Consider the following 23,729-nt stretch of genomic DNA (forward strand, 5'->3'; position numbering starts at 1 on the left):
ATTTTAAGTCCGGCAACCTGGCCGCATTATCGCATCAGCCCAGTCCTCGGCGGGATCATCGCGAGCCTGGCCGCGGCGCTCATTCTCTATCTTTTTGCCGAGACTGCGTTCCGCACGCAGCGCGAACTCTTCTTCGATAGTCTCAATCAGTTGGTCCCTTCGCCGCGGTCGCCGGAGATTGCCGTTGTCGACATCGACCGAAAAGCGCACGAGATGCGCTCCGGGGCCTGGGACAGGGCGGCGACCGCCGATCTCCTGTCGCGGCTTGCGGCCGCAGGGGCAAAGACGATCGCCGTCGACCTCGTCTTCAGCTCCGAATGCGACCCCCTCTCTCCCGATAATGCCGCCCTTGCTTCGGCGATCGGAAAAGCACAGGTTGTCCTGGGCTTCCTGGCGGCCGGGCGCACGCTCGAACGCCCGCGCCCCGTTCCGCCGCTTGCCTTGCGGCGGCCGGTTGCCGCTCCCGGTTCCTGGTTCATTGAAGGCGCAGAAACCTCCTGCCCGGCCTTCATGGATAGATCGAAAGCCGCAACGGCGGCTTTCCTCGTCGGCGACAGGGATGCGCGGGTCCGGCGGGCGCAGGCCTTCGCCATTCTCGGCGATGTTGCCTATCCGGCGCTCGGCATCGAAGCGGGTCGGCTTGCGATCGGAAGCAGCACGCCGGTGCTCGGTGGAGAACCGGCATGGCTCCGCCTCGACCATGCGCTTATTCCGCTCGACGAGGACGGCAATCTTCGTTTCGTCGCCAGTTCGCGGGAAGCGATCGCCGCGCGGACGCTTTCGGCGGCCGACGTCTTGGCGGACGAGGTCGAGAGGGAGCGTCTTGCCGGCAAGCTCATTTTCGTCGGCAGCAGCATGCCGAGCCTTGGCGGGCTCAGGCCGACCGCCTCGATGCCGCTTCAGCCTTCGGTGCAGATACATGCCGATATCGCTAACGCGGTGATAACCGGGTTCGTGCCCTACCGCACGAACAATCTGACGACCTTCGAAACGCTGTTCAGCCTCGTCTCAGGCATTCTGATTGCGATCGCAGCAACGAAGCTCCGCCCGGTGATGGCGCTCGCGCTTGCTCTGGCTGCCATTCTTGCCGTCGCGGCTGGCGCGGGTGCGGCCTACGCCGCGACCGGACTGCTCGTCGATGCGGTCACCATTTCGGCGGCGTTGTCGGCGGTGCTCGTCGTCACCAGCACCCTGCAGCTTGCCCGCGTGCGCCGTGCAGAGGCGATCGCCCGCCAAAGATTTTCCCAATACCTGCCGCGATCGGTCGTGGCGCGATACATCGACGAGCCGGATCATGGCCGCGTCGCAGGCGAGGAGCGCGTGGTCACAGCGCTCTTTACCGATATCGAGGGCTTTTCAACGCTATCGCAAAAACTCGCGCCTCGCGCGCTGGTAAAGCTGCTCGACGTCTATTTCGCCGAGGTAAACGCGCTCGTCGACCGCCACGGCGGCATGGTCGACAAGGTGGTGGGCGATGCCGTCCATTCCCTCTTCAACGCCCCGGAAGACCTTAAAGCTCACGTCGACAAGGCCATCCAATGCGCAATGGCGATCCACGCCCTGACCGAGGAAATGCGAAACCGTCCGCACTTCGCCGAGCAGGGTTTCGGCAGGACGCGGATCGGCATAGAAACCGGGCCGGCGGTGCTCGGAGAGGTCGGCGCGGGCGGAAAGCTTGACTATACGGCCCATGGCGACGCCGTAAACCTCGCCGCCAGGCTGCAGGAGGCGAACAAGTCCCTCGGAACCGCGATCTGCATCGGCCCGGCCGCCGCCGCGCAATCCACGATCCCGCTTCGCGGCCTCGGCGCACATGATATCCGCGGCTTCGGGAAGATTGAGCTCTTCACCGTCTCCGACCGCGCCGGCCGGGCGTAGATCGATGAGTTTCAGCGCCACGCAAGTTTTCAGACGCGCAATGGCCGCTGTGACTCGTTCAATCTGCGAATCGGGCCTTGCGAACTCGGCTCCGCGGGCCATGCGCCGGACCGGGCGGCTAAATCAGCCCGACGCTCGCATAGGCTTGGCGGATGCGCGCCTGCCCCCAATTGACCGGTTCGCTCGGCGGCGCGCCGGGCCGGTCGAAGTCCACGCCCAGGCCTGCGGAGATCGTGCGGGTCACGCCGCCACCTGTGACGCTGACGCTACCGCGCTCGACGAAAACGGCGAAGGCGGCGCGGCTCGGACCGCAGAAGAACCTGGTCCCGCGCACACCGATCATGCCGAAGGCGGTCCGCACCGCGATGTCCGTCTTCGGCGAGCCCTCGGGCCGCTCGAACAGCATCCGGCCGAGGCCAAGTTCGAGCGTCCCGCCCTGCCCGGCGATGAAGCGATCGATCAGCAATTCCGTTTGCGGGCCGAGCAGGACGCGCGTCTCGCTGAGCGCGAGATCGGCAAAGCTATTGGTGCCGGTCGTCACATAATCCCTGTCGAGAACGGCGCCGCCCATGGCAAGCCGCTCGTCCTCATCGCCCTGCCGGCGGCGAACGTTTCCGCGAATCTTCTCGGCCTTGCCGACGACGGCTGCCGCCGCAGACCACGGCAGTCCGGCAGCGAGTGCTCCGAGGATCAGCCCGCCGAGGACCGATCTTCTCCCCATATATGCCAGCCGCATCGACTGCGTCCACTGCATCGCGGCGCTCCCCAATTCGAGTTTGGCGACTGCAAGGATAGACGGAAGCGGCGGCGACGCAAGGCGGCCTAGCTCAGCGGCCATCCGCTCGGTCGGTGGCAGTTTCCTGCGGAACAGTTGGGGCCGAACGACTGTTCTAGGAATACCCTGGAGATTTAGGGAGACCGGCATGGATAAGCGTCTCAATCCCAATGCACCGATCGTCAGCGCTCTTTTGATGTCCGCCCTCACTTTGACCGCGGCCGCGCTTCCTCCGGCGCATGCCTCCGATCTCTCAGTCGCCGAGCAATGCGACAAGGAAGCTGGCAGCGAACTCGACCTCGAGCGCAACATGTCGTTCCCGCCCGTCGCCACCCAGGACATTCGCATCGGCATCGCACTCTCCGCCTGCCGCGAAGCCTACAACCAGAGTGGCAGCCCGCGCATACAGTTTCAGCTCGCGCGCGTCCTCGACCGGGCGGGGGAGAGGCTGAAGTCGCACGGCATCATCGAGGAAGCCGCGCGGAACGGTCATGCGCTCGCAATGGTCCATTACGGCGCGCTGCTTGCCGAACGCGGCGAAGAGAAGGAGGCTTTCGACTTCTACCGGCGCGCCGCAGAGACGGGAAATGCACTTGCCGCCCATAATCTCGGCATCGCCTACCGGGATGGCATAGGGACCGCCCCGCACGGCGAGCTGTCCGCCCGATGGTTGGCGCACGCGGCGCAACTCGGCGAGGCAGGCGAGCGAAGCAGGACTCTCGAGGCCGCCGCTCTGGCAACGGAGAATCGTATCGAGTGACGAGTACTCGCGCCCTGCCGGGACCGCGATGCAGAGCCCGTCCACAGGTCCGGCGACAAACGGGACGCGTCCTCGAACCCGTCAGCCATTCGCACCCAAAGATGCCTCTTGACGGGAGCGCCCAGGCGCAGGAGCGTGCGGCAAGGCACATCTGTCGCGGGGCGCCAATGACGAAGCTCATCATTTTCACCGATCTGCATATGGTCCCCGAAGGCATGACCATCATCGGGATCGATCCTTATCGTCGCCTTGCCAACGGCATAGCCCACGTCAACCGTTTCCATGCCGATGCCGATCGGGTGATATTCGCCGGCGATCTGGCACATTATGCGGACCGCGCCTCCTACCAGCGGCTGAAGGATTTGCTTTCGGAACTCATTCCCCCCGCCGCGATCATGATCGGCAATCATGATCGGCGTGAGGTCTTTCTTGATGTCTTCACGAATGCAGCAACCGACGAGGGCGGCTTCGTGCAGCAGACGATCGACTTTGCCGATTGCCGCGCCGTGCTGCTCGACACGCTGTTCGCGCCGCCCTACGAATACCCGACGAGCCATGCCGGCCATCTATGCGAAAGGCGGCTCGACTGGCTCGACCGGCAACTCGACGGGGCCGGCGAAAGGCCGGTGCTCCTCTTCATGCATCACCCCCCGCATGCAAGCGGATTTGCCGGTATCGACATGATCCGCCTCATCAACGAAGAGGAGTTCTACCGGCTCGTCAAGCGCCACGGCAACGTCCGGCACATCTTCGCCGGCCATGTCCACCGCACGATCAGCGGATCCAGCCGCGGCATTCCGTTCTCGATCTTCAAGAGTCCGGTCCACCAACAGCCCATGCCCTTCGACATTGCCGACGCTTCCCTTTCCGTCGACGAGCCGGCCGCCTACGGCATTGCCGTCGTCACCGCCGATGGGGTGCTGGTGCATACGGAGGATTACGAGATCGCCAGCCGCGATGCTGTCGTCGCGTGACGCCATTCCGACCTGTCCGGCTTCGTGATAGGCTGGCTGCCATGACCGTTTTCCATTCCGCCGCCCCATCCTTCGACTGCCAGAACTGTGGTGCATGCTGCGCATATTCGGCCGACTGGCCGCGCTTTTCGCTGGAGACGGAGGAGGAACTCGATCGGATACCGGCGGAGTTCGTAGCCGCCGATCTGGGCGGCATGCGCTGCGAGAACGACCGCTGCACCGCGCTTCAAGGCACGCCCGGAAAAAGCGTCGCCTGCAGGGTCTATGCCGCGCGACCGATCGTCTGCCGCACCTGCATGCCCGGAGACGACGAATGCCTTATGGCACGCGAACGACTTTTCGGAGCCGCCGCTTTCATGTGAACATTCGGGTTGCTTCAGCAATCACCGGATATTCATCCATGAAATAGTCTGCATGTGGATAATCGTCCGGCGCAACAGCGAATTTGCCGGATAGATGTTCGGTTCGAAGAAGCGTATCTTCTGCCCAGAATTCGAGACGGCGCCAAGCCGCCTTCGAGCCCTTGTGGAGGACCGCAGTTGATGAGCCAGACCCCGCTTAAGAAACCGGCCGATCAAGCCGCAACGGCGCCATTTGCCGAATTCGCGCCGCCGATCCGACCGCAGACCCCGCTTCGCCAGGCGATCACCGCCGCCTATCGCCGGCCGGAGACGGAATGCCTGCCGCCGCTCCTCGAGGCAGCCACGATGCCGCCGGAGACGCGGGAGGCCGCGGCGAAGACTGCCCGCAAGCTGGTGGAGGCTCTTCGCGGGAAGCACAGCGGCTCAGGCGTCGAAGGCCTGGTGCAGGAATATTCGCTTTCGAGCCAGGAGGGCGTCGCGCTGATGTGCCTGGCGGAGGCGCTGCTGCGAATTCCCGATACGGCAACGCGCGATGCGCTTATCCGTGACAAAATCGCGGACGGCGACTGGAAATCGCATCTCGGCGGCGGACGCTCGCTTTTCGTCAATGCCGCCACCTGGGGCCTTGTCGTGACCGGCAGGCTGACGTCGACCGTCAACGACCGCAGCCTTTCCGCGGCGCTGACGCGGCTCATTGCCCGCTGCGGCGAGCCGGTGATCCGCCGCGGCGTCGATATGGCGATGCGGATGATGGGTGAGCAGTTCGTCACCGGCGAGACGATCAAGGAGGCGCTTCAGCGCTCGAAAGAGCTCGAGAAAAAGGGCTTCAGCTACTCCTACGACATGCTGGGCGAAGCGGCAACGACGGCCGCCGATGCGGCGCGCTACTACAAGGACTACGAGACTGCCATCCACGCGATCGGCAGGGCGTCTGCCGGCCGCGGCATCTACGAGGGTCCGGGCATCTCGATCAAGCTCTCGGCCCTGCATCCGCGCTATTCGCGGGCGCAAGCGGCGCGCGTCATGGGCGAGTTGCTGCCGCGCGTCAAGGCGCTCGCCGTGCTCGCCAGGAAATACGATATCGGCCTCAACATCGATGCCGAGGAGGCGGACCGGCTGGAGCTCTCGCTCGATCTCATCGAGGAACTCTGCCTTGACGCCGATCTTGCCGGCTGGAACGGCATGGGCTTCGTGGTGCAGGCCTATGGCAAGCGCTGCCCCTTCGTGCTCGACTATATCATCGACCTCGCGCGGCGCTCCGGCCGGCGCATCATGGTCCGGCTCGTCAAGGGAGCCTATTGGGACGCCGAGATCAAACGGGCGCAGCTAGACGGGCTGGAGGATTACCCGGTCTTCACCCGCAAGATCCACACCGACGTCTCCTATATCGCCTGCGCCCGCAAGCTGCTTGAGGCGAGCGACCTGGTCTTTCCGCAGTTTGCCACCCACAATGCGCAGACGCTCGCCACCATCTATCACATGGCGGGCAAGGATTTTCAGGTCGGCGAATACGAGTTCCAATGCCTGCACGGGATGGGCGAGCCGCTCTACGAAGAGGTGGTCGGGCCAGACAAGCTCAACCGGCCCTGCCGCATCTATGCGCCCGTCGGCACGCATGAGACGCTGCTTGCCTATCTCGTCCGCCGCCTGCTCGAAAACGGTGCCAACTCGTCCTTCGTCCACCGCATCGCCGACCCGAAGGTTTCGGTCAGCGAGCTCATCGCCGATCCCGTGGAGATCGTCCGCGCCATGCCAGTCGTCGGCGCCAAACACGACAGGATTGCCCTGCCGGCCCAGATCTTCGGCGATTCCCGCAGGAATTCCGCCGGTCTCGATCTCTCCAACGAGGCGACGCTCGCCGCGCTGACGGAGGCACTGAAGGCGAGCGCCGCAATTGCCTGGAGCGCTGCGCCGCAGCTTGCAACCGGCACCGCCGCAGGCGCGCCGCGGCCGGTCGTCAACCCCGGCGACCATCGCGATGTCGTCGGATCGGTGACGGAGACTTCGGACGTGGATGCACGGCGTGCGGCTCAGCTTTCGGCGGCGGCAGCATCGGGCTGGGCGGCGGTTTCTCCGACGGAACGGGCGGCCTGCCTCGATCGCGCCGCCGATCTCATGCAGTCGCGCATGCCGACGCTACTCGGCCTGATCATCCGCGAAGCCGGCAAATCGGCGCTCAATGCCATTGCCGAGGTGCGCGAGGCGATCGATTTCCTGCGCTATTACGCCGAACAGACGCGCCGGACCCTCGGACCCGCCCACAGGCCGATCGGGCCGATCGTCTGCATCAGCCCGTGGAACTTCCCGCTGGCCATCTTTACCGGTCAGATCGCCGCCGCCCTCGTCGCAGGCAATCCGGTGCTCGCCAAACCTGCCGAGGAAACGCCGCTGATCGCCGCCGAAGGCGTGCGCATCCTGCACGAAGCCGGCATTCCGGCAAACGCGCTGCAGCTTCTGCCCGGAGACGGGCGCGTCGGCGCGGCGCTCGTTGCGGCGCCGGAAATCGCCGGCGTGATGTTCACCGGCTCCACCGAGGTCGCGCGGCTCATCCAGGCGCAGCTTGCCAACCGGCTCTCGCCGGCCGGCCGGCCGATCCCGTTGATTGCCGAAACCGGCGGCCAGAATGCGATGGTCGTCGATTCCTCGGCGCTGGCCGAACAGGTCGTCGGCGACGTGATCACCTCCGCCTTCGACAGCGCCGGCCAGCGCTGCTCGGCATTGCGCGTGCTCTGCCTGCAGGAGGACGTCGCCGACCGCATCCTGACGATGCTGAAGGGCGCGCTGCACGAGTTGAACATCAGCCGAACCGACCGACTTTTCGTCGATGTCGGCCCGGTGATCACCGAGGAGGCGAAGGAGGGCATTGAAAAACACATCGAGCGGATGCGCGGGCTCGGCCGCAGGGTGGAGCAGATCGGCCTCGCCAGCGAGACCGGGCACGGCACATTCGTGCCGCCGACGATCATCGAGCTCGACAAGCTGGCCGATCTGAAGCGCGAGGTCTTCGGGCCGGTGCTGCACGTCATCCGCTTTCGCCGGGACGATCTCGACCGGCTGATCGACGACATCAATGCCACCGGCTACGGGCTTACCTTCGGCCTGCATACACGCCTCGACGAGACGATCGCGCATGTGACGAGCCGCATCAAGGCCGGCAATCTCTATGTCAACCGCAACATCATCGGCGCGGTCGTTGGCGTGCAGCCTTTCGGCGGCCGCGGCCTTTCCGGCACGGGGCCAAAGGCCGGCGGTCCGCTGTACCTCGGGCGGTTGGTGACAACCGCGCCAGTGCCGCCGCAGCACAGCTCCGTGCATACGGATCCGGTGCTGCGCGATTTCGCGAAATGGCTCGACACCAAAGGAGCGATGGCGGAAGCGGAAGCTGCCCGCAGCGCCGGCGGCAATTCTGCGCTGGGGCTTGCCGTGGAGTTGCCCGGCCCCGTCGGCGAACGCAACCTCTACTCTCTCCACCCGCGCGGGCGCATCCTGCTCGTCCCGGCGACGGAGAGCGGCCTCTATCATCAGCTTGCCGCGGCGCTTTCGACCGGCAACAGCGTCGTCGTCGACGCCGCCTCCGGTCTGCAACCCTCCCTCAAGGGCTTGCCGCAGAGCGTCGCGCTTCGCGTCTCCTGGTCCAAGGATTGGGCCGCCGACGGCCCCTTCGCCGGTGCGCTCGTGGAAGGCGATGCCGACCGGATCCGCACTGTCAACAAGACGATCGCCGATTTACCCGGCCCGCTGGTGCTCGTCCAGGCGGCCTCCACCGAGGAAATCGCTCGCAATCCGGACGCCTATTGCCTGAATTGGCTGGTCGAGGAGGTTTCCACTTCCATCAACACCGCCGCCGCCGGCGGGAATGCGAGCCTGATGGCGATCGGCTAATTGACGGCGGCTCCCGTTCTTTCATCCCTCCCCAACCCCTCAAGGGGAGGGTTTCGGCGCCTGCCGCGACCGCCTACCCGACTTCCAACTTCATGGGCGGCCGCACCATCACTTTCGCCGGTGGCGCCTCCGACGCCAATCCGCTATCAGCTTGAAAAACGGAAGCAGCGGATGTTCACACTCCAGCGCGTCGAGACCGCGGCACAGGAAATCAAGAAAAGCCGGTTCGTTGCGATCGCCGGCCCGATCGCGGATGAGCAGGCGGCAAGGGCCTTCCTCGCCGCGCATGCCGACCCGACCGCCAACCACAATTGCTGGGCCTGGCGCATCGGCCAAGGCTACCGTTTCAGCGACGATGGCGAGCCGAGCGGCACCGCCGGCAAACCGATCCTTGCGGCGATCGATGGGCAGAAACTCAACAGCGTCGCGGTTCTGGTGACCCGCCGGTTCGGCGGTATTCTGCTCGGCAGCGGCGGTCTGATGCGCGCCTATGGCGGCACCGCCGCGCTCTGCCTCGGGGCTGCAGAAAAGGTCGAACTCGTTGACAGGCAGGTGGCGACGCTCGCCTGTGAGTTCACCGACCTGGCGCTGATCAAGGCGCGCCTTCTAAACCGGAAGGTCGCGGTCACCGGAGAGACCTTCACGGAAACCGGGGCGGTGCTGACGATCGAAATGCGAAAAGACGCGGTGGACGAAGTGTTGGCCCTCGTCACCGATCTCAGCCGCGGCAAAGCCGTCGTATCGCTCGCGAACTGAACGGCACACGATCGGCTGATCAAGGTTCACGTTCATCAGCGATGGTGAGATAATGCTGCGATCGTGCGGCTTCCTCATAGGCGCTGAGAGGGTGCCGACCGTTGCTAGGGATGGCAAGGATGAGCGAAGCCTTCGACCTCGAGCGCTTCGTCGAGGCGCAACAGGGCATTTACGAAACCGCCCTTGCAGAACTTCGCGCGGGCGCGAAGAAGACCCATTGGATGTGGTTCATCTTTCCGCAGATCCAGGGTCTCGGCCATTCGGCGACGGCGCAATATTATGCGCTTTCGGATATCGACGAGGCGGACGCCTATCTGCGGCACCCGATTCTCGGCCGCCGCCTGCTCGAATGCACCGACGCCGTCAACGCGCTTGAAGGCTTGAGCGCGCTCGAGATTTTCGGGCGACCCGACAATCTTAAATTCCACGCGTCGATGACGCTCTTTGCGCTCGCAGCCCCGACCGTCGGCGCCTTCAAAAGGGCGCTCGACCGCTATTTCGATGGCGTGAAGGATGGCCGCACGATGGAAATCCTGCGCGGGGAATAGAGCCGCGACCGCCGATGCCACGGCGGCAGCGGACCCGTTCATCGTTGACTTTCAAAGCCATGAGAGGAGAATGGAGGTCTTCCGCGTCACGACTGATCAGAAGGGGCGCCTACGATGACGATCGCCAAAAAACTCCAGGATTATATCGACAGCGAAGGGGTCACCTACGACACCGTCGCTCATCACCGCACGGCAACCTCGAGCCAAACCGCCGAGGCCGCCCATGTCCCCGGCAACCGCTTGGCCAAATCCGTGGTCGTGCACCACGAGATGGGCTATGTGCTGGCCGTCGTTCCCGCCACGCACCGGGTCGAACTCTCGACCTTGCAGGACGTCATGAACAGGCGCTTGGGTCTTGCCTCCGAAGACGAGGTCAGCTCACTGTTTTCCGATTGTGAGATTGGCGCAGTGCCGCCGATCGGATCGGCCTATGGCGTGCCTGTGATTCTCGACGAAAGCCTCGACAAGGCCAGCGACGTCTATTTCGAGGGAGGAGACCACCGGACCCTCGTGCATATGAGCGGCGCCAATTTCCGCAACCTAATGAGGAATGCTCAGGTCGCTCGCTTCAGCCACCCAGCGGCGTGAAAGACGAGGGCTTGGCGGCGCGCCGACTTCACTGACGCGGCACATGTTCTCGCGGCCATCGGCGCGTGCATTTTTATGAAGTGAATGGCGCACCCGAAGAGATTCGAACTCCTGACCCCCAGATTCGTAGTCTGGTGCTCTATCCAGCTGAGCTACGGGTGCTTGCCTTGAAGCGGTGACCACCGCTTGCGTGGCGATCCCTCTAAAGGGTCCTTTCGGGGATTGCAAGCGCCCCGGGGAAAAAATTTCACTTTTGCGAGGTCCCCGTCCTTTGGCGTACATCGCAATGCCGTGGCCGCGGCCGCGTTACGAGCGCCCCTTCGCCCGAAAGGCGTCGAGGCGGACAGGGCGGTCCGGCAGCTCGATGCGGAACAGCGTCCCGGGCGTCGGCTTTTCCACAAGCGCGATCGTGCCACCATGAGCAAGCACCAGCTCGCGGGCGATCGCAAGCCCAAGCCCCGTGCCCCCGGAGCGCGCCGAACCGCGGAAGGCGGCAAACAGGTTCTCTCGCGCCTTGGGCGGCATGCCCGGCCCCGTATCGTCGATGGAGATCGTCACCACGCCGCCCGTCCTGACGGCTGAGACGATGATCGCCCGGGTGCGGCCGTCCTCGGGTTCATGGTTCGCCAGCGCCTGGACGGCATTGCGGCAGATATTGTGCACGACCCTGAACAATTGCTCGCTGTCGGCATCGACCATCACGTCCTCGCGAACCTGGTTCTCGAAGGCAATACCGCTCTGGCTGTCGATCGCCAGCAGCTCCGCGACGTCGTCGACAAGCGGCCGCAACGCCACGAAGCGTCGGCGCGGCTCGGCCTCGGCCGTGCGCCCGTAGGAGAGGACCTCGTGCGTATAGCCCACGGCCCGGTCGATGGTCCTGAGCAATGTCGGCGCGAAACGCTTGACAACCGGATCGTCGACATCCGCAAGCCGGTCGGAAATCAGTTGCGCCGAGGAAAGGATGTTTCGCAGGTCGTGATTGATCTTTGAAACGGCAAGGCCGAGTTCGGCGAGGCTCTTCTGCTGCTTCAAAGTCTTTTGCAGTTCGCGCTGCATGCTGGCGAGGTGCTGGCCGGCGACCGCCAATTCGTCGCGCCCCTCCGGTGGGGTGAGGATCCGCGCGGGGTCCGCGGGCTCGTCGGAGAACTCCTGCATACTGGCCGTCAGGCGCTTGATCGGGACGATCAGCATCCGGTTGATGGCGAGAAAGATCAACGCCGCAGTGATCAGCGAAATGACGATCGACAACAGGAAGACGTTGCGGGAATAGCCGAGCATGGCCTTGCGCAGCCCCGCGTCCTTCATCACCAGCTCTATCGTCGCATCGCTCTCTCCAAGTGGCCCGTAGACCCGCATGATCCGGTGACCGCCGAACAGCAGCGTGTCGAAAGCGTCGCGGATCGCACCCAAGGGCGTAATATTGGCGACATCGTATTCCCCGTCGATCTGAGGCGGCATATCGACGCTCGCGATCATCCTTGATGCATCCTTGCGGCGGATAACGATCGCCTTGGTGCCGGTTGCCATCAGGGTCTCGCGCTGCACGGCACGCGGCAGCTCAATATTCTGCAGACCGTCGACGACGACGGCGGCGGCCGCCACGGTGTTCAGCCGGTCCTCGAGCCAGCGGATCCGCATATTGGCGACGGAGGGCACGAAGATCAGCACTTCCGCGAGCATGACGAAGGCGACCGTGAGCAACAACAGTTTGCCGGAGAGCCCGCGCAAGAAGCCGACGGCCGCACGGGGCGGCGCGCTCGCATTGGCCGGACGTACATCTTCTGTCATGTCCAATGGATTTCCCTGCCGTCAGCCGAAACGCCGCAGATGCGGATCGCAGTGCGGACCAACCCGATTTCGTGCCATGGGTGGATAATAGGAGATCGCTGCCCGTTTTCCAATCTCGGAAAGGACCGGACGGGGTGCCACATAGTCGCGGAAGCGTTTCAATGTCAGATGGTTGGCGACGGCAAGGGCCGCCTTCGCGCGTCCGATTGGACGCGCGGCGCTGTCGGCGTCGATCATCTCCCCGCTCCCGCGCCGACGCCGGCATCAGGAATTCGCTCCGGGGTCGAAAGGAACATGACGAAGATCGCCGCCGAAGTCCGCGCAAACGGATACAAAGCCGCTTGGCTGTAAGACAGCAGAGCCTGTCGCTCCCTTCGGATCGGCGGGCCCTGACGAGTCGATCTACAAATCAGAACTCCTGCCAATTGTCCCGGGCTGGGGCAGCCGAGCCGCCACCGAAGGCGCGTGCCACCGTCCCCATCATCCGACGCGCAGGCGATGCGACGGGCCGGCTCGTTTCTTTAGCCAGCGACGGCACGCGCACCTGTTCGCCATCGACGTTGAAATGGGCGATGAGGCCGGCTAATCCGTCCGCCTCGGCCGAGAGCTTGTGCGTGGCGGCCGTCGCCTCCTCGACCATGGCGGCGTTGCGCTGGGTCACCTGGTCCATCTGGTTGACGGCACTGCTGACCTCGCCGAGGCCGGTCGACTGCTCGCGTGCGGCGATCGCGATCGAATGGATGTGGTCGTTGATCTTGAGCACGCGCGTCTCGATCTCGCCAAGCGCGGCTCCCGTCGCCTGCACCAGCTTGACGCCGGTCGCCACTTCGTCGCCGGATTTAGAAATGAGCGCCTTGATGTCCTTGGCGGCGCTGGCGGCACGCTGGGCAAGCTCCCGAACCTCTTGCGCGACGACCGCAAAACCCTTGCCGGCGTCGCCGGCGCGGGCTGCCTCGACCCCGGCATTGAGCGCCAGGAGGTTCGTCTGGAAGGCGATCTCGTCGATGACGTTGGTGATCTGACCGATCTCGCTGGAGGCCTGCTCGATCCGGCCCATGGCCTCGATGGCGTCCCGAACGACAGATGCGGATTCGGCCGCGTTTTCCTTCGCTTCCGTCACCATCGCTGTCGCTTCCTGCGCCCGCTCGGTCGAGTTCTTCACCGCCGCGGTGATCTCGTCGAGCGCAGCTGAGGTCTCCTCGAGGGAGGCGGCCTGTTGTTCGGTGCGTTTCGACAGGTCATCGGCGGCGGAGCGCAATTCGGACGCGTTGCCGTTGATCGTGTCCGTCGCCGCACGCACCTCTCTGAGCGTTTTCCGCAGCGTCGAGAGCGCATCGTTGACATTCTTCTGCAATTCGGCGAAGGCGCCGTGGAACTCACCGTTCATGCTGTGCGTGAGATCGCCCGCCGCAAGGCTCGCGATCACCCGTCGCGTTTCGGCGATGCCGCTGTCGACACTGCCGACCAGTGCGTTGACGCTCGCTGCGAAGCGGTTGAGATCGTCGTCCCCGTAGTCCTTGCCGATGCGCCTGGTGAAATCGCCGGCCGCGGCCGCCGCGACGACGACGCCGATGCTCGACTGGAGGTCGGCGCTCTTTTCGCGCAATACCGCCTCCTGGGCATTGAGCTCGCGCACTGCAAGACCATTCTCCTTGAATACTTCGACGGCGGCCGCCATGTCGCCTATCTCGTCCTTGCGGCCGGCAAAGGGCACATCGACCGAAAGGTCGCCGCCGGCGAGGAGCTTCATCCTCTGGGTCAGGTCGACAATCGGGCGGCTGAGCTGATTGGTCGCGATGTAGTAGGCTGCACCGATACCGGCGGCCATCCCGAAGCCCGCAAGGCCGAGGACCAGGAGAACGATCCAGCCTTCGAAGGCGTCGAGGTCGGCAGTAATCGCCTGAAGGGATTCGCGATCGGCATCGACGACCACGTCAATCTCCGCCTGGAAGGCCTTGCGGTTCGCGCGGTTTGCCTCGTTATTGCCCTGCTCGTTGGCAGCCTGTGGCGCCACTTCCTTGCCGAGACGCGCGGTTTCCGTCCGGAATGCCTTGAATTCTTCCGCACGTTTAACAACTGCGTCGAAAGCCGACAGCCTGTCGGCCGGAACCAGCGGACGCCAGTCGGCCAGCAATCCGTCGATCTTTTCGAGGTTCTTGACGATACCTTCGGCGAAGGGCACTGCCTTCTCGATGGTCGGCGACGCATAGATCCCGCGCGACTCCATCACCACGGCCGTGACGAGCCGGTTCAAGCGCTCGCCCTTGAAGGCTCGTTCCGATGCATGCTGGAACTGGCGAAGCTTGTCGTTGTATTCCGAGACGATGAGCAAGGACATGCCGGTGATTGCAACCGCCAGCAGGCTCATGATGCCGACGATCAGGTTTATCTTTCCACGAATTTTCATTCCTGCTCCCCTCCCCACTGGACTCGCCTTTAGCGCGAAGTCACCCGCATCTCACACGCAGATGAGAGAATGCTAAAATGAGATTGGTTAACAATAAGGGACGTACCAGGCCCCAAATATTTAAGGGTAGCGGCCCCAAGGCGAGATCAGGCATGGCTTCCATGAAATTTAGGCGGTACCGGGAGGAATTGACTTTGCGGGGCTTTTGTCCCTATAAGCCGCGCACGTCCGGTCGAGCCGCCAAGGGCGGAGCTTTGCCGGAAACGTAAACGCTCCTTGCATAACGCAAACTCAAGAAGGGCCGCACACCGCGGTATTTAAATAAATGAAGCGTACCTACCAACCGTCCAAGCTTGTTCGCAAGCGCCGCCACGGCTTCCGTGCTCGCATGGCTACCAAGGGTGGCCGCAAGGTTCTCGGAGCCCGCCGGGCTCGTGGCCGCAAGCGTCTTTCGGCCTGAGCCGAGCCTGCCCGAAACGAGTGTCCGGGCACATGACTTCAGATAAAGACAAGATCGCTGTCGGACGGCTGAAAAGCCGTCCGCAGTTTTTGGCCGTCAGGGCCGGAGAAAGCCGCAAGGGGCCGCTATTTCTCCTCGAAGTGCTTGACCGCAACGATCTGGAAGGCGAGGCCCGCGTCGGTTTCACCGTTACCAAGAAACATGGCACCGCCGTCGAGCGGAATCGGATGCGCCGACGCCTCAAAGAGGCCGTGCGGCTTTCCGCAGGGTTTGCAATGAAACCCGGACACGACTATGTGATTGTCGCCCGACGCGATCTGCTGAATGCCCCTTTTGACGCATTGACGCGGGCGCTTGAGGATCGCATCGAAAACAAGCCGAAACCGAAGCGGCCGCCGGCCGGTTCCAGGAAGTCATGATGGAAAACAACCGCAATTATTTCGTGGCGATCGCCCTGTCCGTGCTGATCCTCGTTGCTTGGCAGTTCTTCTACGTCAATCCGAGAATCGAACGGGACCGGATCGCCGCGGAGCAGGCGCAGCAGGCCGAGCAGGCTCAGCAGCCGCAGCCGCAGCAGCAGGGTACCCAGCAGGCGGCACCGGGCCAGGCGCTGCCCGGCGGCCCGATTCCGGGAGCGGACCGCGACCAGGCCGTCGCCAAGTCTGCACGCGTCGCGATCGACACGCCGGCGCTTTCCGGCTCCATCAACCTGACCGGCGCACGCTTCGATGACTTGAAGCTCAAGGAATATCGCGAAACGGTCGACCCGCAGAGCCCCATCATTACGCTCTTCAGCCCTGCCGAAGCCGCGGACGGCTATTTCACCGAGCTCGGCTATATCGGCAACGAGGCCAGCGGCAGCGTGCCGGGACCGCAGACCGTCTGGACGCTTTCCGGCGGCGACAAGCTGACGCCGAATACGCCGGTGACGCTGACCTACACCAATGACAAGGGGATTACCTTCACCCGTACGATCTCGGTCGACGACCACTACATGTTCCAGGTCGCAGACAGTATCAAGAATGCGGGCGCTGCACCGGTCTCGCTTTCTTCCTACGGCCGCGTCACGCGCTTCAACAAGCCGACGACGCCGAGCATCTACGTCCTGCACGAAGGCTTCGTCGGCGTGACCGGCGACACTCTGCAAGAGGTCGGCTATTCGGACGCGGAGGAAGAAACGACGATCGAGTCCGGCAAGTCGACCGGCGGCTGGCTCGGGATCACGGACAAATATTGGGCCGCGACGATCGTTCCGCCGCAGGCGACGCCCTTCGATACCCGGTTTTCACATTTCACCGACGGCCGCGCCCGCTATCAAAGCGACTACAAGAGCGATCAGATCACGGTCGCGCCCGGCCAGGCGGCGGAGGTAAAGAATCTCGTCTTCGCCGGCGCCAAGGAAGTCCCGGTCGTCGACAACTATGCGGTCGCCTACGCGATTCCAAAGTTCGACCGCCTGATCGACTGGGGCTGGTTCTACTTCATCACCAAGCCGATGTTCAAAATGATGGATTTCTTCTTCCGTCTGTTCGGCAATTTCGGCATCGCGATCCTGATCACGACGATCGTCGTCAAGCTCATCTTCTTCCCGCTCGCCAACAAGCAATATGCCTCGATGGCGAATATGAAGAAGGTCCAGCCCAAGATGGAGGAGCTGAAGAAGAAGTTCGGCGACGACCGCATGGGGCTGCAGCAGGCGATGATGCAGCTCTACAAGGACGAGAAGATCAATCCGCTGGCGGGCTGCTGGCCGATCATCATCCAGATTCCGGTGTTCTTCGCGCTTTACAAGGTGATCTACGTCACCATCGAGATGCGCCATGCACCGTTCTTCGGCTGGATCCAGGATCTTTCCGCGCCCGACCCGACGACGATCTTCAACCTCTTCGGACTGCTGCCCTTCGACGTCCCGCTGTTCCTGCATCTCGGTGTCTGGCCGCTCATCATGGGCGTCACCATGTTCCTGCAGATGCGGATGAATCCGACGCCCCCCGACCCGACGCAGGCGATGCTGTTCACCTGGATGCCGGTCGTCTTCACCTTCATGCTGGCATCGTTCCCGGCGGGCCTGGTCATCTATTGGGCCTGGAACAACCTGCTCTCGATCATCCAGCAGTCGATCATCATGAAACGTCAGGGCGTGAAGATCGAACTCTTCGACAATCTGAAATCTCTATTCACGAAGAAACCCAAGCCGGCGGAATAGCGGCTTGCAGGCTCGCACCAAAAAGCCCCGGATCGAGCATCCGGGGCTTTTGTTTTCCAAGTCGTATGTCTTGCGAAACCGCCGCCGTGCTTGACATGCGTACGCAAAAGCCGGATGCCGGCAGCCAAAAAGGGGATGGCAGTACATGTCCGGACACAGCGATCAGAACGCCTCCACCGTCTTCGGCAAGCCGTGGATCTTCATCCGCGGCGTTCCGGCGATGAAATTTTTACCGCCCGAAGGCCCGGCGGAAATTGCCTTTGCCGGCCGTTCGAATGTCGGCAAGTCGTCGCTGATCAATGCGCTCGTCGGACAGAAGGGGCTTGCACGCACCTCCAACACCCCCGGCCGCACCCAGGAGCTCAACTATTTCGTGCCGGACGGCTACTCCGGCGAAGCCGACGACCTGCCGCCGATGGCGCTTGTCGACATGCCCGGCTACGGCTACGCGCAGGCGCCCAAGGAACAGGTCGACGCCTGGACCAAGCTCGTCTTCGACTATCTGCGCGGCCGCTCGACCCTGAAGCGCGTCTATGTGCTGATCGATGCCCGCCACGGTATCAAGAAGAATGACGAGGAGGTCCTGTCGCTCCTCGACAAGGCGGCAGTGTCCTATCAAATCGTGCTGACCAAGTCCGACAAGATCAAGGCGGTCGGCGTGCCGCGGCTTATCGCCGAAACGCTCGAGAAGATCAGGAAGCGTCCAGCCGCCTATCCGGAAGTCCTGTCGACATCTTCGGAAAAGGGCGCCGGCATAGAGGAACTGCGCTCGGCAATCGTATTCGCGGTCGCGCGCTAGAGCATTTTGCCGTCAGGTGGAACCACCCGACGTCGCGCTAATGCAGCAATGGGATTGGGCAGCGGTGCCGGATTTGTGCACACTCCGCGCTAAACCAAGACGCGCCCACAGAACCTCCGGAAGGCCCTACCCTCAGCCGCGAGCCGCCCTATCTCCGGCTGTCGAGCGTTGTACATGGCTCAATGGCAGGAGGGCGATATGTCCGATTTGATCGTGGTGGGATTCGACTCGCCAGAAGAGGCCGACAGGGTTCTCTTGAAGCTCAATAGCCTGAAGCAGGAATATCTGGTCGACCTCGAGGACGCGGTCGTGGTGGTGCGCGACGCCGCAGGCAAGGTGCATCTGAAGCAAAGCATCCACCTCGCGGCAGTTGGGGCCACCTCGGGTCTTCTCTCCGGGTCGCTCTGGGGCGGGCTCGTGGGCTTGCTCTTCCTGAACCCGCTCGCCGGCTTTGCAATCGGCGGTGCGCTCGGCGCCGGTGCGGGAGCTCTTTCCGGTTCGCTCGTCGACTACGGCATCGATGACGATTTCATCAAGTCGCTCGGCAACACCATCCCAAACAATTCTTCGGCGTTGTTCGTTCTGGTCCGTAAGGTCCAGCCTGAGAAAGTTCTTGCGGAGTTCTCGGGGCTTCGTGGCCGCGTGCTGAAGACTTCGCTTTCGCCGGAGCAGGAGCAGAAGCTGCAGGCGGCGCTGACGGATGCGCAGACGCCGTCGCCGCAAGCCGGAACTTTCTGAAAACAAGTGCTATGAGCGCCTACAGCGCCCGCGCGTTTTCGGGGCCGATGCGCTAGCGATAGCGCGCGTTTCCGCGAGCAATGATCACTCCGCTCGGTGAACCGGTCGGGGAACCGCCGGACGGCTCGACGCTGACGGCAAGGGTGGCGCCGACGGTGATATTGCGGCGCATCGTGGGTGTAAGCGGAATTTCCCCTCCGCCCGACTGCGGTAGGACGCCGAGCGATACGGCTGGCTGCGAGCCTCGAATCAGCCAGAGCTCCAGGGAGTTTCCCTCCGCCTTTCCGGCCCCAACAGGCGTCACCTTAATGCGTCCGGATGCGGCGTCGAAACGGGCGACGAGGTTGACGGCGTTGCCTTCTCCGGAAAGTTCCGCAACCAGCGATGTGCCACCCTCCCCGCCACCGAGGAGGCCCGCCGAAGAAGCGGCGAGAACCGTCAGGGCCGCGAGCGATGCAAGGGCGAGGCAGCGCCAGAACGCCAGCGAATTCCAGACGCCCTGGGAGCGTGCCGAAGCTTCGGGGGCACCGTGATCGACCGCCGTAAAACCACGCACCACGTGCACGCTACGTTCATAGGCTTCGTCGAACGCGGCCAGGTTGTTTTGCCAACGGACGACCATGGCGGCAAAATTTCGGTCGGATGCCATGCGCGCCTCGACCTTCCGGCGGTCTTCGGCGGATAGGACGCCCAACACGTATTCCCCTGCGATCACCTCGTCGCGGCGGGAATCGCCGCTTTCGGGCTTCTGCGTCGTCATCGCTCAACGTGCTCACTCGACATCAGGAGACCATGCCCGATCATTCCGGATCCGGAGCAGGATCAGCCATAATATATGTCTCGTCAATCCATTGGCGATGGCTCCGCTCGGTGAAAGGGCGTCCTGACGAAGGCGCTCCGCAGCCAGGCCATGGGAGCGCCGTCATTAAGCCGTTATGTTGCCTCCGGATCATTCCATCCGCCGGAGACTTGCGCTAAACAGCAGCCGATATTTTTTCGAGGGTCCGCCATGTCCGCATCAGAAAGTGAAATCCAGGCACGCCTGCTCGCCCAGGCGCTGCCCTACATGCAGCGCTATGAGAACAAGACGATCGTCGTCAAATATGGCGGGCATGCCATGGGCAATCCGGAGCTCGGCCGCGCCTTTGCAAGCGACATCGCGCTCTTGAAGCAGTCCGGTGTCAATCCGATCGTCGTCCATGGCGGGGGGCCGCAGATCGGTGCAATGCTCAACAAGATGGGTATCGAATCGAAGTTCGAGGGCGGGCTTCGCGTCACCGACCAGAAGACCGTCGAAATCGTCGAGATGGTGCTCGCCGGCTCGATCAACAAGGAGATCGTCGCGCTCATCAATCAGACCGGCGAATGGGCGATCGGGCTCTGCGGCAAGGACGGCAACATGGTCTTTGCAGAAAAGGCGAAGAAGACCATCCGCGATCCGGATTCCAACATCGAGCGCGTGCTCGATCTTGGCTTCGTGGGCGAAGTGGTCGAGGTGGACCGGACGCTGCTCGATCTGCTCGCGCGCTCGGAGATGATCCCCGTGATCGCCCCGGTGGCGCCCGGCCGCGACGGCCACACCTACAACATCAATGCCGATACCTTTGCCGGCGCGATTGCAGGGGCGCTCAACGCGACTCGCCTGCTGTTCCTGACCGACGTTCCGGGCGTCCTCAACAAGCAGGGCGAGCTCATCAAGGAGCTCTCGGTCGCCGAAGCCCGCGCGCTGATCGCCGACGGCACGATTTCGGGCGGCATGATCCCGAAGGTCGAAACCTGCATCGACGCGATCAAGGCAGGCGTGCAGGGCGTCGTCATCCTCAACGGCAAGACTGCCCATTCGGTGCTGCTCGAGATCTTTACCGAACACGGTGCCGGCACGCTGATCGTGCCTTGACGAGACGGGTTGCCCTTTGCGGCACGACATTAACCTACCGGCTTAGGAAGCCCCTCCCCTTTGTGGGGAGGGTTGGGGAGAGGAAGGTTCCATCCTACTTGCCAAATGCCTTCTCGGCCTCTCCGCGCAGCCAGGCGATCATGGCCCGGTAGGGAAATGGTCCATAGCTGACGCGACCGACGCCGGCGGCGGCAAGGATGGATAGGTCCGGCGCTCCGGGCTTCATCATCACGTTCACTGGCAACGGTGAAGCTTCGCAGAGTCTCGCGATCAGGTCTGCATCGACAAGCCCGGGCGCGAAGAAGCCGCTTGCGCCCGCGCCGGCATAGGCCCTCGCCCGGGCGATGGTCTCGTCGACTAGGCCGGCGTGGCGGGAAACATCGCTCTCCTGCAGGAAGAGGTCGGTGCGGGCATTGATGAAAAGGGGGACACCCTGGCGCTCGGCCATGTCGCGAATGGCCCGAATGCGGGCAACCTGCCTGTCAATCGGGTGAATGCCTCCCCGGCCGACGACCTGATCTTCGAAATTGATGCCGATTGCGCCTGCGTCGATGAGTTCAGCCACATTGGCGGCGCCCTGGGCCGGATCCTCCGAGTAGGCACCTTCGAAATCAACCGAAAGCGGCAGATCGACGGCCGCGACAATCTCGCGAACGGTCTCGATCAACAGCGCCAGCGGTACCTTCTGCCCGTCTCCATAGCCATGAGCCGCCGCCACGGACCAGCTTCCGGTCGCCAGCGCCTTGGCGCCGGCCTCGGCCACGCAGCAGGCACTGCCCGCATCCCATATATTGTAGAGAACGACCGGCTCCCCCTTGCGGTGCAATGCTGCAAAGGCAAGCGCCCTTTCCTCCTGTGTCATCGCTTTTCCTCCATATAGGCACGGGCCTTCGCGCCGGGCGAGCAATCATCGCTTTCTATGCTACCCCCGCCGCGCTCGACCCCCGGCACCGATTCCACGGCGCGGACTGCCTCGATGCTACCGATTCGCAGTCCACTTTGTACCATCTTGCGCTTTTACGGTCCGCCGGAATTGGGGCGCAGCATTGTGCTGAGAGCCGTTCACTGCACGATCAGCACGACGACGCCGAACACGATCAAGAGACAACCGAGGAGTTCGAGCCGGGTGATCCATTCCCGGAACACGAAGAAGGAGGAGGCGAATGTAAAAAGCATCTCCACCTGGGCGACAACTTTGACCATCGCCGCCTGTTGCAGGGTCATTGCCGAAAACCAGCCGAAGGAGGCCGAAGCGCCAACGAAACCGACCAGGATCGCGGGCTTCCATGCCGCGCGTATCCGGCCGAGTTCATCCGGTTCGCCAAGGGCGATCCAGGCGAGCATGACGATTGTCTGCAGCAGGATCACGAAGCCAAGCGTAAAACCGGCCTGCATCAGGTAGTCCGGCGCCGGAAGGCTTGGCGCCAAGGCAAGCGAGGCGGAGCGGTAGGCGACGGCGGAGAGGCCGAAACAAGTCCCGGAGAGGAGCCCTATGCCGGCGGTGCGTGTGAACACCGACGTCACCAAGGACCGGACACTCAACGCCGTGCGAGCAACGGAAATGAGCATGACCCCGACGACGGAGACGGCGATCGCGACAATGGCGCCCGGGCCCGCCTTCTCGCCGAGGAAGACCAGGCCGAACAGGGCCGCCTGGGCAGGTTCCGTCCGCGAATAGGCGGTGCCGACGGCAAAGTTGCGAAAGGAGAACAGGTGCACCAGCAGGAAGGTTGCCGTAATCTGCGACAATCCACCGACCAGCGCCCACAGGAAAAAGGTGCCATTCGGAACCGGCAGGCTGCGCCCCACCCACACCAGCAGGGCCAAATACAGAAACGCGAAAGGCAGGCCGAAGCCGAATCGCACGAAGGTGGCGCCGGTCGTTCCCATGACACCTTTCAGGTGCTTCTGCATGGTGGAGCGGACATTCTGCAGAAATGCCGCGGCGATGGTGATGAGAATCCAGGTTTCCATGACAGTCGGCCAGAGCGGGACGCGCTCACATGCGCTCGCGTCGCTTCTATCCCCTTGTTTTTTGCCGCATTGGTGCAGCGTCAGGTGATTCCTTGACGGCAAAGTGCTCTAGCACGAGCGGGAGCGGCAAACCAGCCGCAACTGTGAGTGGCGGCGCACAGGATTCCGTTTTCCTTCGCAAGCCGCGCGTGGCATAAGGCTGCCATGAAGAAGCTCGATCGCCTGCCGACCCATGCCGAATTCGCCCATGTCACCGACTGGGTCTTCGATCTCGACAACACGCTCTATCCGCACCACGTCAACCTCTTCGCCCAGATCGACCGTAACATGACGGCCTATGTCGCCGCACTGCTGTCGCTCGATCCTGCGGAGGCGAAGAAACTGCAGAAGGCCTATTATCGGGATCATGGCACGACGCTCCAGGGCCTGATGATCAACCATCGCGTCGACCCCAACGATTTTCTCGAACGCGCGCACGCCATCGACTACAGCGTCGTGCCCGCGAACCCCGAACTCGGAGAGGCAATCAAGGCGTTGCCTGGACGCAAGTTCATCTTCACCAACGGCAGTGTCGCCCATGCGGAGATGACGGCGCGTGCGCTTGGCATCCTCGACCACTTCGACGACATCTTCGATATCGTTGCCGCCGATTTCGTGCCGAAGCCGGCCGACACTACATACGACAAGTTCATGAGCCTGCACCGGGTCGACACGCGGAACGCAGTGATGTTCGAGGACCTGCCGCGCAACCTGATCGTGCCGAAGGCGCTCGGCATGACGACGGTGCTGCTCGTGCCGCGCAATCTCGAATATGAATTCGTCGAGGCCTGGGAGAGGTCGAGCGATGCCGATGAGCAGATCGACTACGTCACCGAAGACCTGACGGGGTTTCTGCGCCGCGTCGTTGCTGTCGCATAGGGATCAACGGAAAGATGAT

At 63.3% G+C, this 23,729-nt stretch carries 22 protein-coding genes and 1 tRNA gene; 15 read left to right on the forward strand and 8 right to left on the reverse strand.

Features of this window, described 5'->3' with window-relative positions:
- Entirely contained in the window at positions 1 to 1,878 is a 1,878-nt protein-coding gene (locus J2Z31_RS11205) for a CHASE2 domain-containing protein (protein WP_209602296.1), read from the forward strand.
- A gap of 118 nt (positions 1,879 to 1,996) precedes the next feature.
- Here J2Z31_RS11205 and J2Z31_RS11210 read toward each other — a convergent pair whose 3' ends face one another.
- Complete coding sequence (locus J2Z31_RS11210; RefSeq protein ID WP_209602297.1) at positions 1,997 to 2,614, reverse strand: FecR family protein; 618 nt, start codon at positions 2,612 to 2,614, stop codon at positions 1,997 to 1,999.
- 187 nt (positions 2,615 to 2,801) lie between these two features.
- On the opposite strand from J2Z31_RS11210, the gene J2Z31_RS29945 reads away from it, so the two are divergent.
- The 7 genes from J2Z31_RS29945 to J2Z31_RS11245 all read left to right on the forward strand — a co-directional run bounded on the left by J2Z31_RS29945 (position 2,802) and on the right by J2Z31_RS11245 (position 10,523).
- Positions 2,802 to 3,413 carry an SEL1-like repeat protein gene (locus tag J2Z31_RS29945; RefSeq protein ID WP_234939360.1) on the forward strand — a complete coding sequence of 204 codons (612 nt, stop codon included), beginning with the start codon at positions 2,802 to 2,804 and terminating at the stop codon, positions 3,411 to 3,413.
- Between the two features lie 167 nt (positions 3,414 to 3,580).
- A complete protein-coding gene (gene spdA, locus J2Z31_RS11220) occupies positions 3,581 to 4,387 on the forward strand; it encodes a 2', 3'cyclic nucleotide phosphodiesterase SpdA (RefSeq protein ID WP_209601960.1) in 807 nt (268 codons plus the stop codon).
- A gap of 41 nt (positions 4,388 to 4,428) precedes the next feature.
- Positions 4,429 to 4,749 carry a YkgJ family cysteine cluster protein gene (locus tag J2Z31_RS11225; protein ID WP_209601961.1) on the forward strand — a complete coding sequence of 107 codons (321 nt, stop codon included), beginning with the start codon at positions 4,429 to 4,431 and terminating at the stop codon, positions 4,747 to 4,749.
- Between the two features lie 180 nt (positions 4,750 to 4,929).
- Positions 4,930 to 8,631: a trifunctional transcriptional regulator/proline dehydrogenase/L-glutamate gamma-semialdehyde dehydrogenase gene (gene putA, locus J2Z31_RS11230; protein ID WP_209601962.1), complete on the forward strand. Its 3,702-nt coding sequence runs from the start codon at positions 4,930 to 4,932 to the stop codon at positions 8,629 to 8,631.
- Positions 8,632 to 8,802: 171 nt separating this feature from the next.
- On the forward strand, positions 8,803 to 9,387 hold the full coding sequence (locus J2Z31_RS11235) for an IMPACT family protein (RefSeq protein WP_209601963.1): 585 nt from the start codon (positions 8,803 to 8,805) through the stop codon (positions 9,385 to 9,387).
- Between the two features lie 119 nt (positions 9,388 to 9,506).
- Positions 9,507 to 9,935: a DUF1810 domain-containing protein gene (locus J2Z31_RS11240; RefSeq protein ID WP_209601964.1), complete on the forward strand. Its 429-nt coding sequence runs from the start codon at positions 9,507 to 9,509 to the stop codon at positions 9,933 to 9,935.
- Between the two features lie 114 nt (positions 9,936 to 10,049).
- Positions 10,050 to 10,523: an aminoacyl-tRNA deacylase gene (locus J2Z31_RS11245; RefSeq protein WP_209601965.1), complete on the forward strand. Its 474-nt coding sequence runs from the start codon at positions 10,050 to 10,052 to the stop codon at positions 10,521 to 10,523.
- Positions 10,524 to 10,608: 85 nt separating this feature from the next.
- On the opposite strand, the gene J2Z31_RS11250 is transcribed toward J2Z31_RS11245, so the two are convergent.
- The 4 genes from J2Z31_RS11250 to J2Z31_RS11265 all read right to left on the reverse strand — a co-directional run bounded on the left by J2Z31_RS11250 (position 10,609) and on the right by J2Z31_RS11265 (position 14,718).
- A tRNA-Arg gene (locus J2Z31_RS11250) sits at positions 10,609 to 10,685 on the reverse strand.
- Between the two features lie 144 nt (positions 10,686 to 10,829).
- Positions 10,830 to 12,311 (reverse strand): sensor histidine kinase, encoded by a 1,482-nt coding sequence (locus J2Z31_RS11255; RefSeq protein ID WP_209601966.1) that lies wholly within the window; start codon positions 12,309 to 12,311, stop codon positions 10,830 to 10,832.
- Positions 12,312 to 12,332: 21 nt separating this feature from the next.
- The gene (locus J2Z31_RS11260; RefSeq protein WP_408022025.1) at positions 12,333 to 12,548 is read right to left on the reverse strand and encodes a hypothetical protein; all 216 of its coding nucleotides are present in this window, start codon (positions 12,546 to 12,548) and stop codon (positions 12,333 to 12,335) included.
- Between the two features lie 172 nt (positions 12,549 to 12,720).
- A complete protein-coding gene (locus J2Z31_RS11265; protein WP_209601967.1) occupies positions 12,721 to 14,718 on the reverse strand; it encodes a methyl-accepting chemotaxis protein in 1,998 nt (665 codons plus the stop codon).
- 325 nt (positions 14,719 to 15,043) lie between these two features.
- On the opposite strand from J2Z31_RS11265, the gene rpmH reads away from it, so the two are divergent.
- From rpmH to J2Z31_RS11290, 5 genes are all read left to right on the forward strand, one after another.
- Positions 15,044 to 15,178 (forward strand): 50S ribosomal protein L34, encoded by a 135-nt coding sequence (rpmH, locus tag J2Z31_RS11270; RefSeq protein WP_083265374.1) that lies wholly within the window; start codon positions 15,044 to 15,046, stop codon positions 15,176 to 15,178.
- 20 nt (positions 15,179 to 15,198) lie between these two features.
- Positions 15,199 to 15,597 (forward strand): ribonuclease P protein component, encoded by a 399-nt coding sequence (rnpA, locus tag J2Z31_RS11275; protein WP_209601968.1) that lies wholly within the window; start codon positions 15,199 to 15,201, stop codon positions 15,595 to 15,597.
- Entirely contained in the window at positions 15,597 to 17,384 is a 1,788-nt protein-coding gene (gene yidC, locus J2Z31_RS11280) for a membrane protein insertase YidC (RefSeq protein WP_209601969.1), read from the forward strand. The genes rnpA and yidC overlap by 1 nt, the downstream gene beginning before the upstream one ends.
- Before the next feature lie 145 nt (positions 17,385 to 17,529).
- On the forward strand, positions 17,530 to 18,183 hold the full coding sequence (gene yihA, locus J2Z31_RS11285) for a ribosome biogenesis GTP-binding protein YihA/YsxC (protein WP_209601970.1): 654 nt from the start codon (positions 17,530 to 17,532) through the stop codon (positions 18,181 to 18,183).
- A gap of 198 nt (positions 18,184 to 18,381) precedes the next feature.
- Positions 18,382 to 18,921 (forward strand): DUF1269 domain-containing protein, encoded by a 540-nt coding sequence (locus J2Z31_RS11290; protein ID WP_209601971.1) that lies wholly within the window; start codon positions 18,382 to 18,384, stop codon positions 18,919 to 18,921.
- A 52-nt stretch (positions 18,922 to 18,973) separates the two neighbouring features.
- On the opposite strand, the gene J2Z31_RS11295 is transcribed toward J2Z31_RS11290, so the two are convergent.
- Complete coding sequence (locus J2Z31_RS11295; RefSeq protein ID WP_209601972.1) at positions 18,974 to 19,681, reverse strand: anti-sigma factor; 708 nt, start codon at positions 19,679 to 19,681, stop codon at positions 18,974 to 18,976.
- 249 nt (positions 19,682 to 19,930) lie between these two features.
- Between J2Z31_RS11295 and argB the strand changes: the two genes are divergently transcribed.
- The gene (argB, locus tag J2Z31_RS11300) at positions 19,931 to 20,818 is read left to right on the forward strand and encodes an acetylglutamate kinase (RefSeq protein ID WP_209601973.1); all 888 of its coding nucleotides are present in this window, start codon (positions 19,931 to 19,933) and stop codon (positions 20,816 to 20,818) included.
- A gap of 94 nt (positions 20,819 to 20,912) precedes the next feature.
- Here argB and J2Z31_RS11305 read toward each other — a convergent pair whose 3' ends face one another.
- A complete protein-coding gene (locus J2Z31_RS11305; protein WP_209601974.1) occupies positions 20,913 to 21,680 on the reverse strand; it encodes an isocitrate lyase/PEP mutase family protein in 768 nt (255 codons plus the stop codon).
- Positions 21,681 to 21,880: 200 nt separating this feature from the next.
- The gene (locus J2Z31_RS11310; RefSeq protein WP_209601975.1) at positions 21,881 to 22,792 is read right to left on the reverse strand and encodes a DMT family transporter; all 912 of its coding nucleotides are present in this window, start codon (positions 22,790 to 22,792) and stop codon (positions 21,881 to 21,883) included.
- A 204-nt stretch (positions 22,793 to 22,996) separates the two neighbouring features.
- Here J2Z31_RS11310 and J2Z31_RS11315 point away from each other — a divergent pair, with 204 nt between their 5' ends.
- Entirely contained in the window at positions 22,997 to 23,710 is a 714-nt protein-coding gene (locus J2Z31_RS11315) for a pyrimidine 5'-nucleotidase (RefSeq protein WP_209601976.1), read from the forward strand.
- Positions 23,711 to 23,729: the final 19 nt, after the last annotated feature.

Source organism: Sinorhizobium kostiense, assembly GCF_017874595.1.
GTDB lineage: Bacteria > Pseudomonadota > Alphaproteobacteria > Rhizobiales > Rhizobiaceae > Sinorhizobium > Sinorhizobium kostiense.

Excerpts from the sequence above, each read along its gene's own strand:
- J2Z31_RS11210 (WP_209602297.1), bottom strand. The coding sequence starts at position 2,614 with ATGCGGCTGGCATATATGGGGAGAAGATCGGTCCTCGGCGGGCTGATC.
- J2Z31_RS29945 (WP_234939360.1), top strand. The coding sequence starts at position 2,802 with ATGGATAAGCGTCTCAATCCCAATGCACCGATCGTCAGCGCTCTTTTG.
- spdA (WP_209601960.1), top strand. The coding sequence starts at position 3,581 with ATGACGAAGCTCATCATTTTCACCGATCTGCATATGGTCCCCGAAGGC.
- J2Z31_RS11225 (WP_209601961.1), top strand. The coding sequence starts at position 4,429 with ATGACCGTTTTCCATTCCGCCGCCCCATCCTTCGACTGCCAGAACTGT.
- putA (WP_209601962.1), top strand. The coding sequence starts at position 4,930 with ATGAGCCAGACCCCGCTTAAGAAACCGGCCGATCAAGCCGCAACGGCG.
- J2Z31_RS11235 (WP_209601963.1), top strand. The coding sequence starts at position 8,803 with ATGTTCACACTCCAGCGCGTCGAGACCGCGGCACAGGAAATCAAGAAA.
- J2Z31_RS11240 (WP_209601964.1), top strand. The coding sequence starts at position 9,507 with ATGAGCGAAGCCTTCGACCTCGAGCGCTTCGTCGAGGCGCAACAGGGC.
- J2Z31_RS11245 (WP_209601965.1), top strand. The coding sequence starts at position 10,050 with ATGACGATCGCCAAAAAACTCCAGGATTATATCGACAGCGAAGGGGTC.
- J2Z31_RS11255 (WP_209601966.1), bottom strand. The coding sequence starts at position 12,311 with ATGACAGAAGATGTACGTCCGGCCAATGCGAGCGCGCCGCCCCGTGCG.
- J2Z31_RS11260 (WP_408022025.1), bottom strand. The coding sequence starts at position 12,548 with ATGATCGACGCCGACAGCGCCGCGCGTCCAATCGGACGCGCGAAGGCG.
- J2Z31_RS11265 (WP_209601967.1), bottom strand. The coding sequence starts at position 14,718 with ATGAAAATTCGTGGAAAGATAAACCTGATCGTCGGCATCATGAGCCTG.
- rpmH (WP_083265374.1), top strand. The coding sequence starts at position 15,044 with ATGAAGCGTACCTACCAACCGTCCAAGCTTGTTCGCAAGCGCCGCCAC.
- yidC (WP_209601969.1), top strand. The coding sequence starts at position 15,597 with ATGGAAAACAACCGCAATTATTTCGTGGCGATCGCCCTGTCCGTGCTG.
- yihA (WP_209601970.1), top strand. The coding sequence starts at position 17,530 with ATGTCCGGACACAGCGATCAGAACGCCTCCACCGTCTTCGGCAAGCCG.
- J2Z31_RS11290 (WP_209601971.1), top strand. The coding sequence starts at position 18,382 with ATGTCCGATTTGATCGTGGTGGGATTCGACTCGCCAGAAGAGGCCGAC.
- J2Z31_RS11295 (WP_209601972.1), bottom strand. The coding sequence starts at position 19,681 with ATGACGACGCAGAAGCCCGAAAGCGGCGATTCCCGCCGCGACGAGGTG.
- argB (WP_209601973.1), top strand. The coding sequence starts at position 19,931 with ATGTCCGCATCAGAAAGTGAAATCCAGGCACGCCTGCTCGCCCAGGCG.
- J2Z31_RS11305 (WP_209601974.1), bottom strand. The coding sequence starts at position 21,680 with ATGACACAGGAGGAAAGGGCGCTTGCCTTTGCAGCATTGCACCGCAAG.
- J2Z31_RS11310 (WP_209601975.1), bottom strand. The coding sequence starts at position 22,792 with ATGGAAACCTGGATTCTCATCACCATCGCCGCGGCATTTCTGCAGAAT.
- J2Z31_RS11315 (WP_209601976.1), top strand. The coding sequence starts at position 22,997 with ATGAAGAAGCTCGATCGCCTGCCGACCCATGCCGAATTCGCCCATGTC.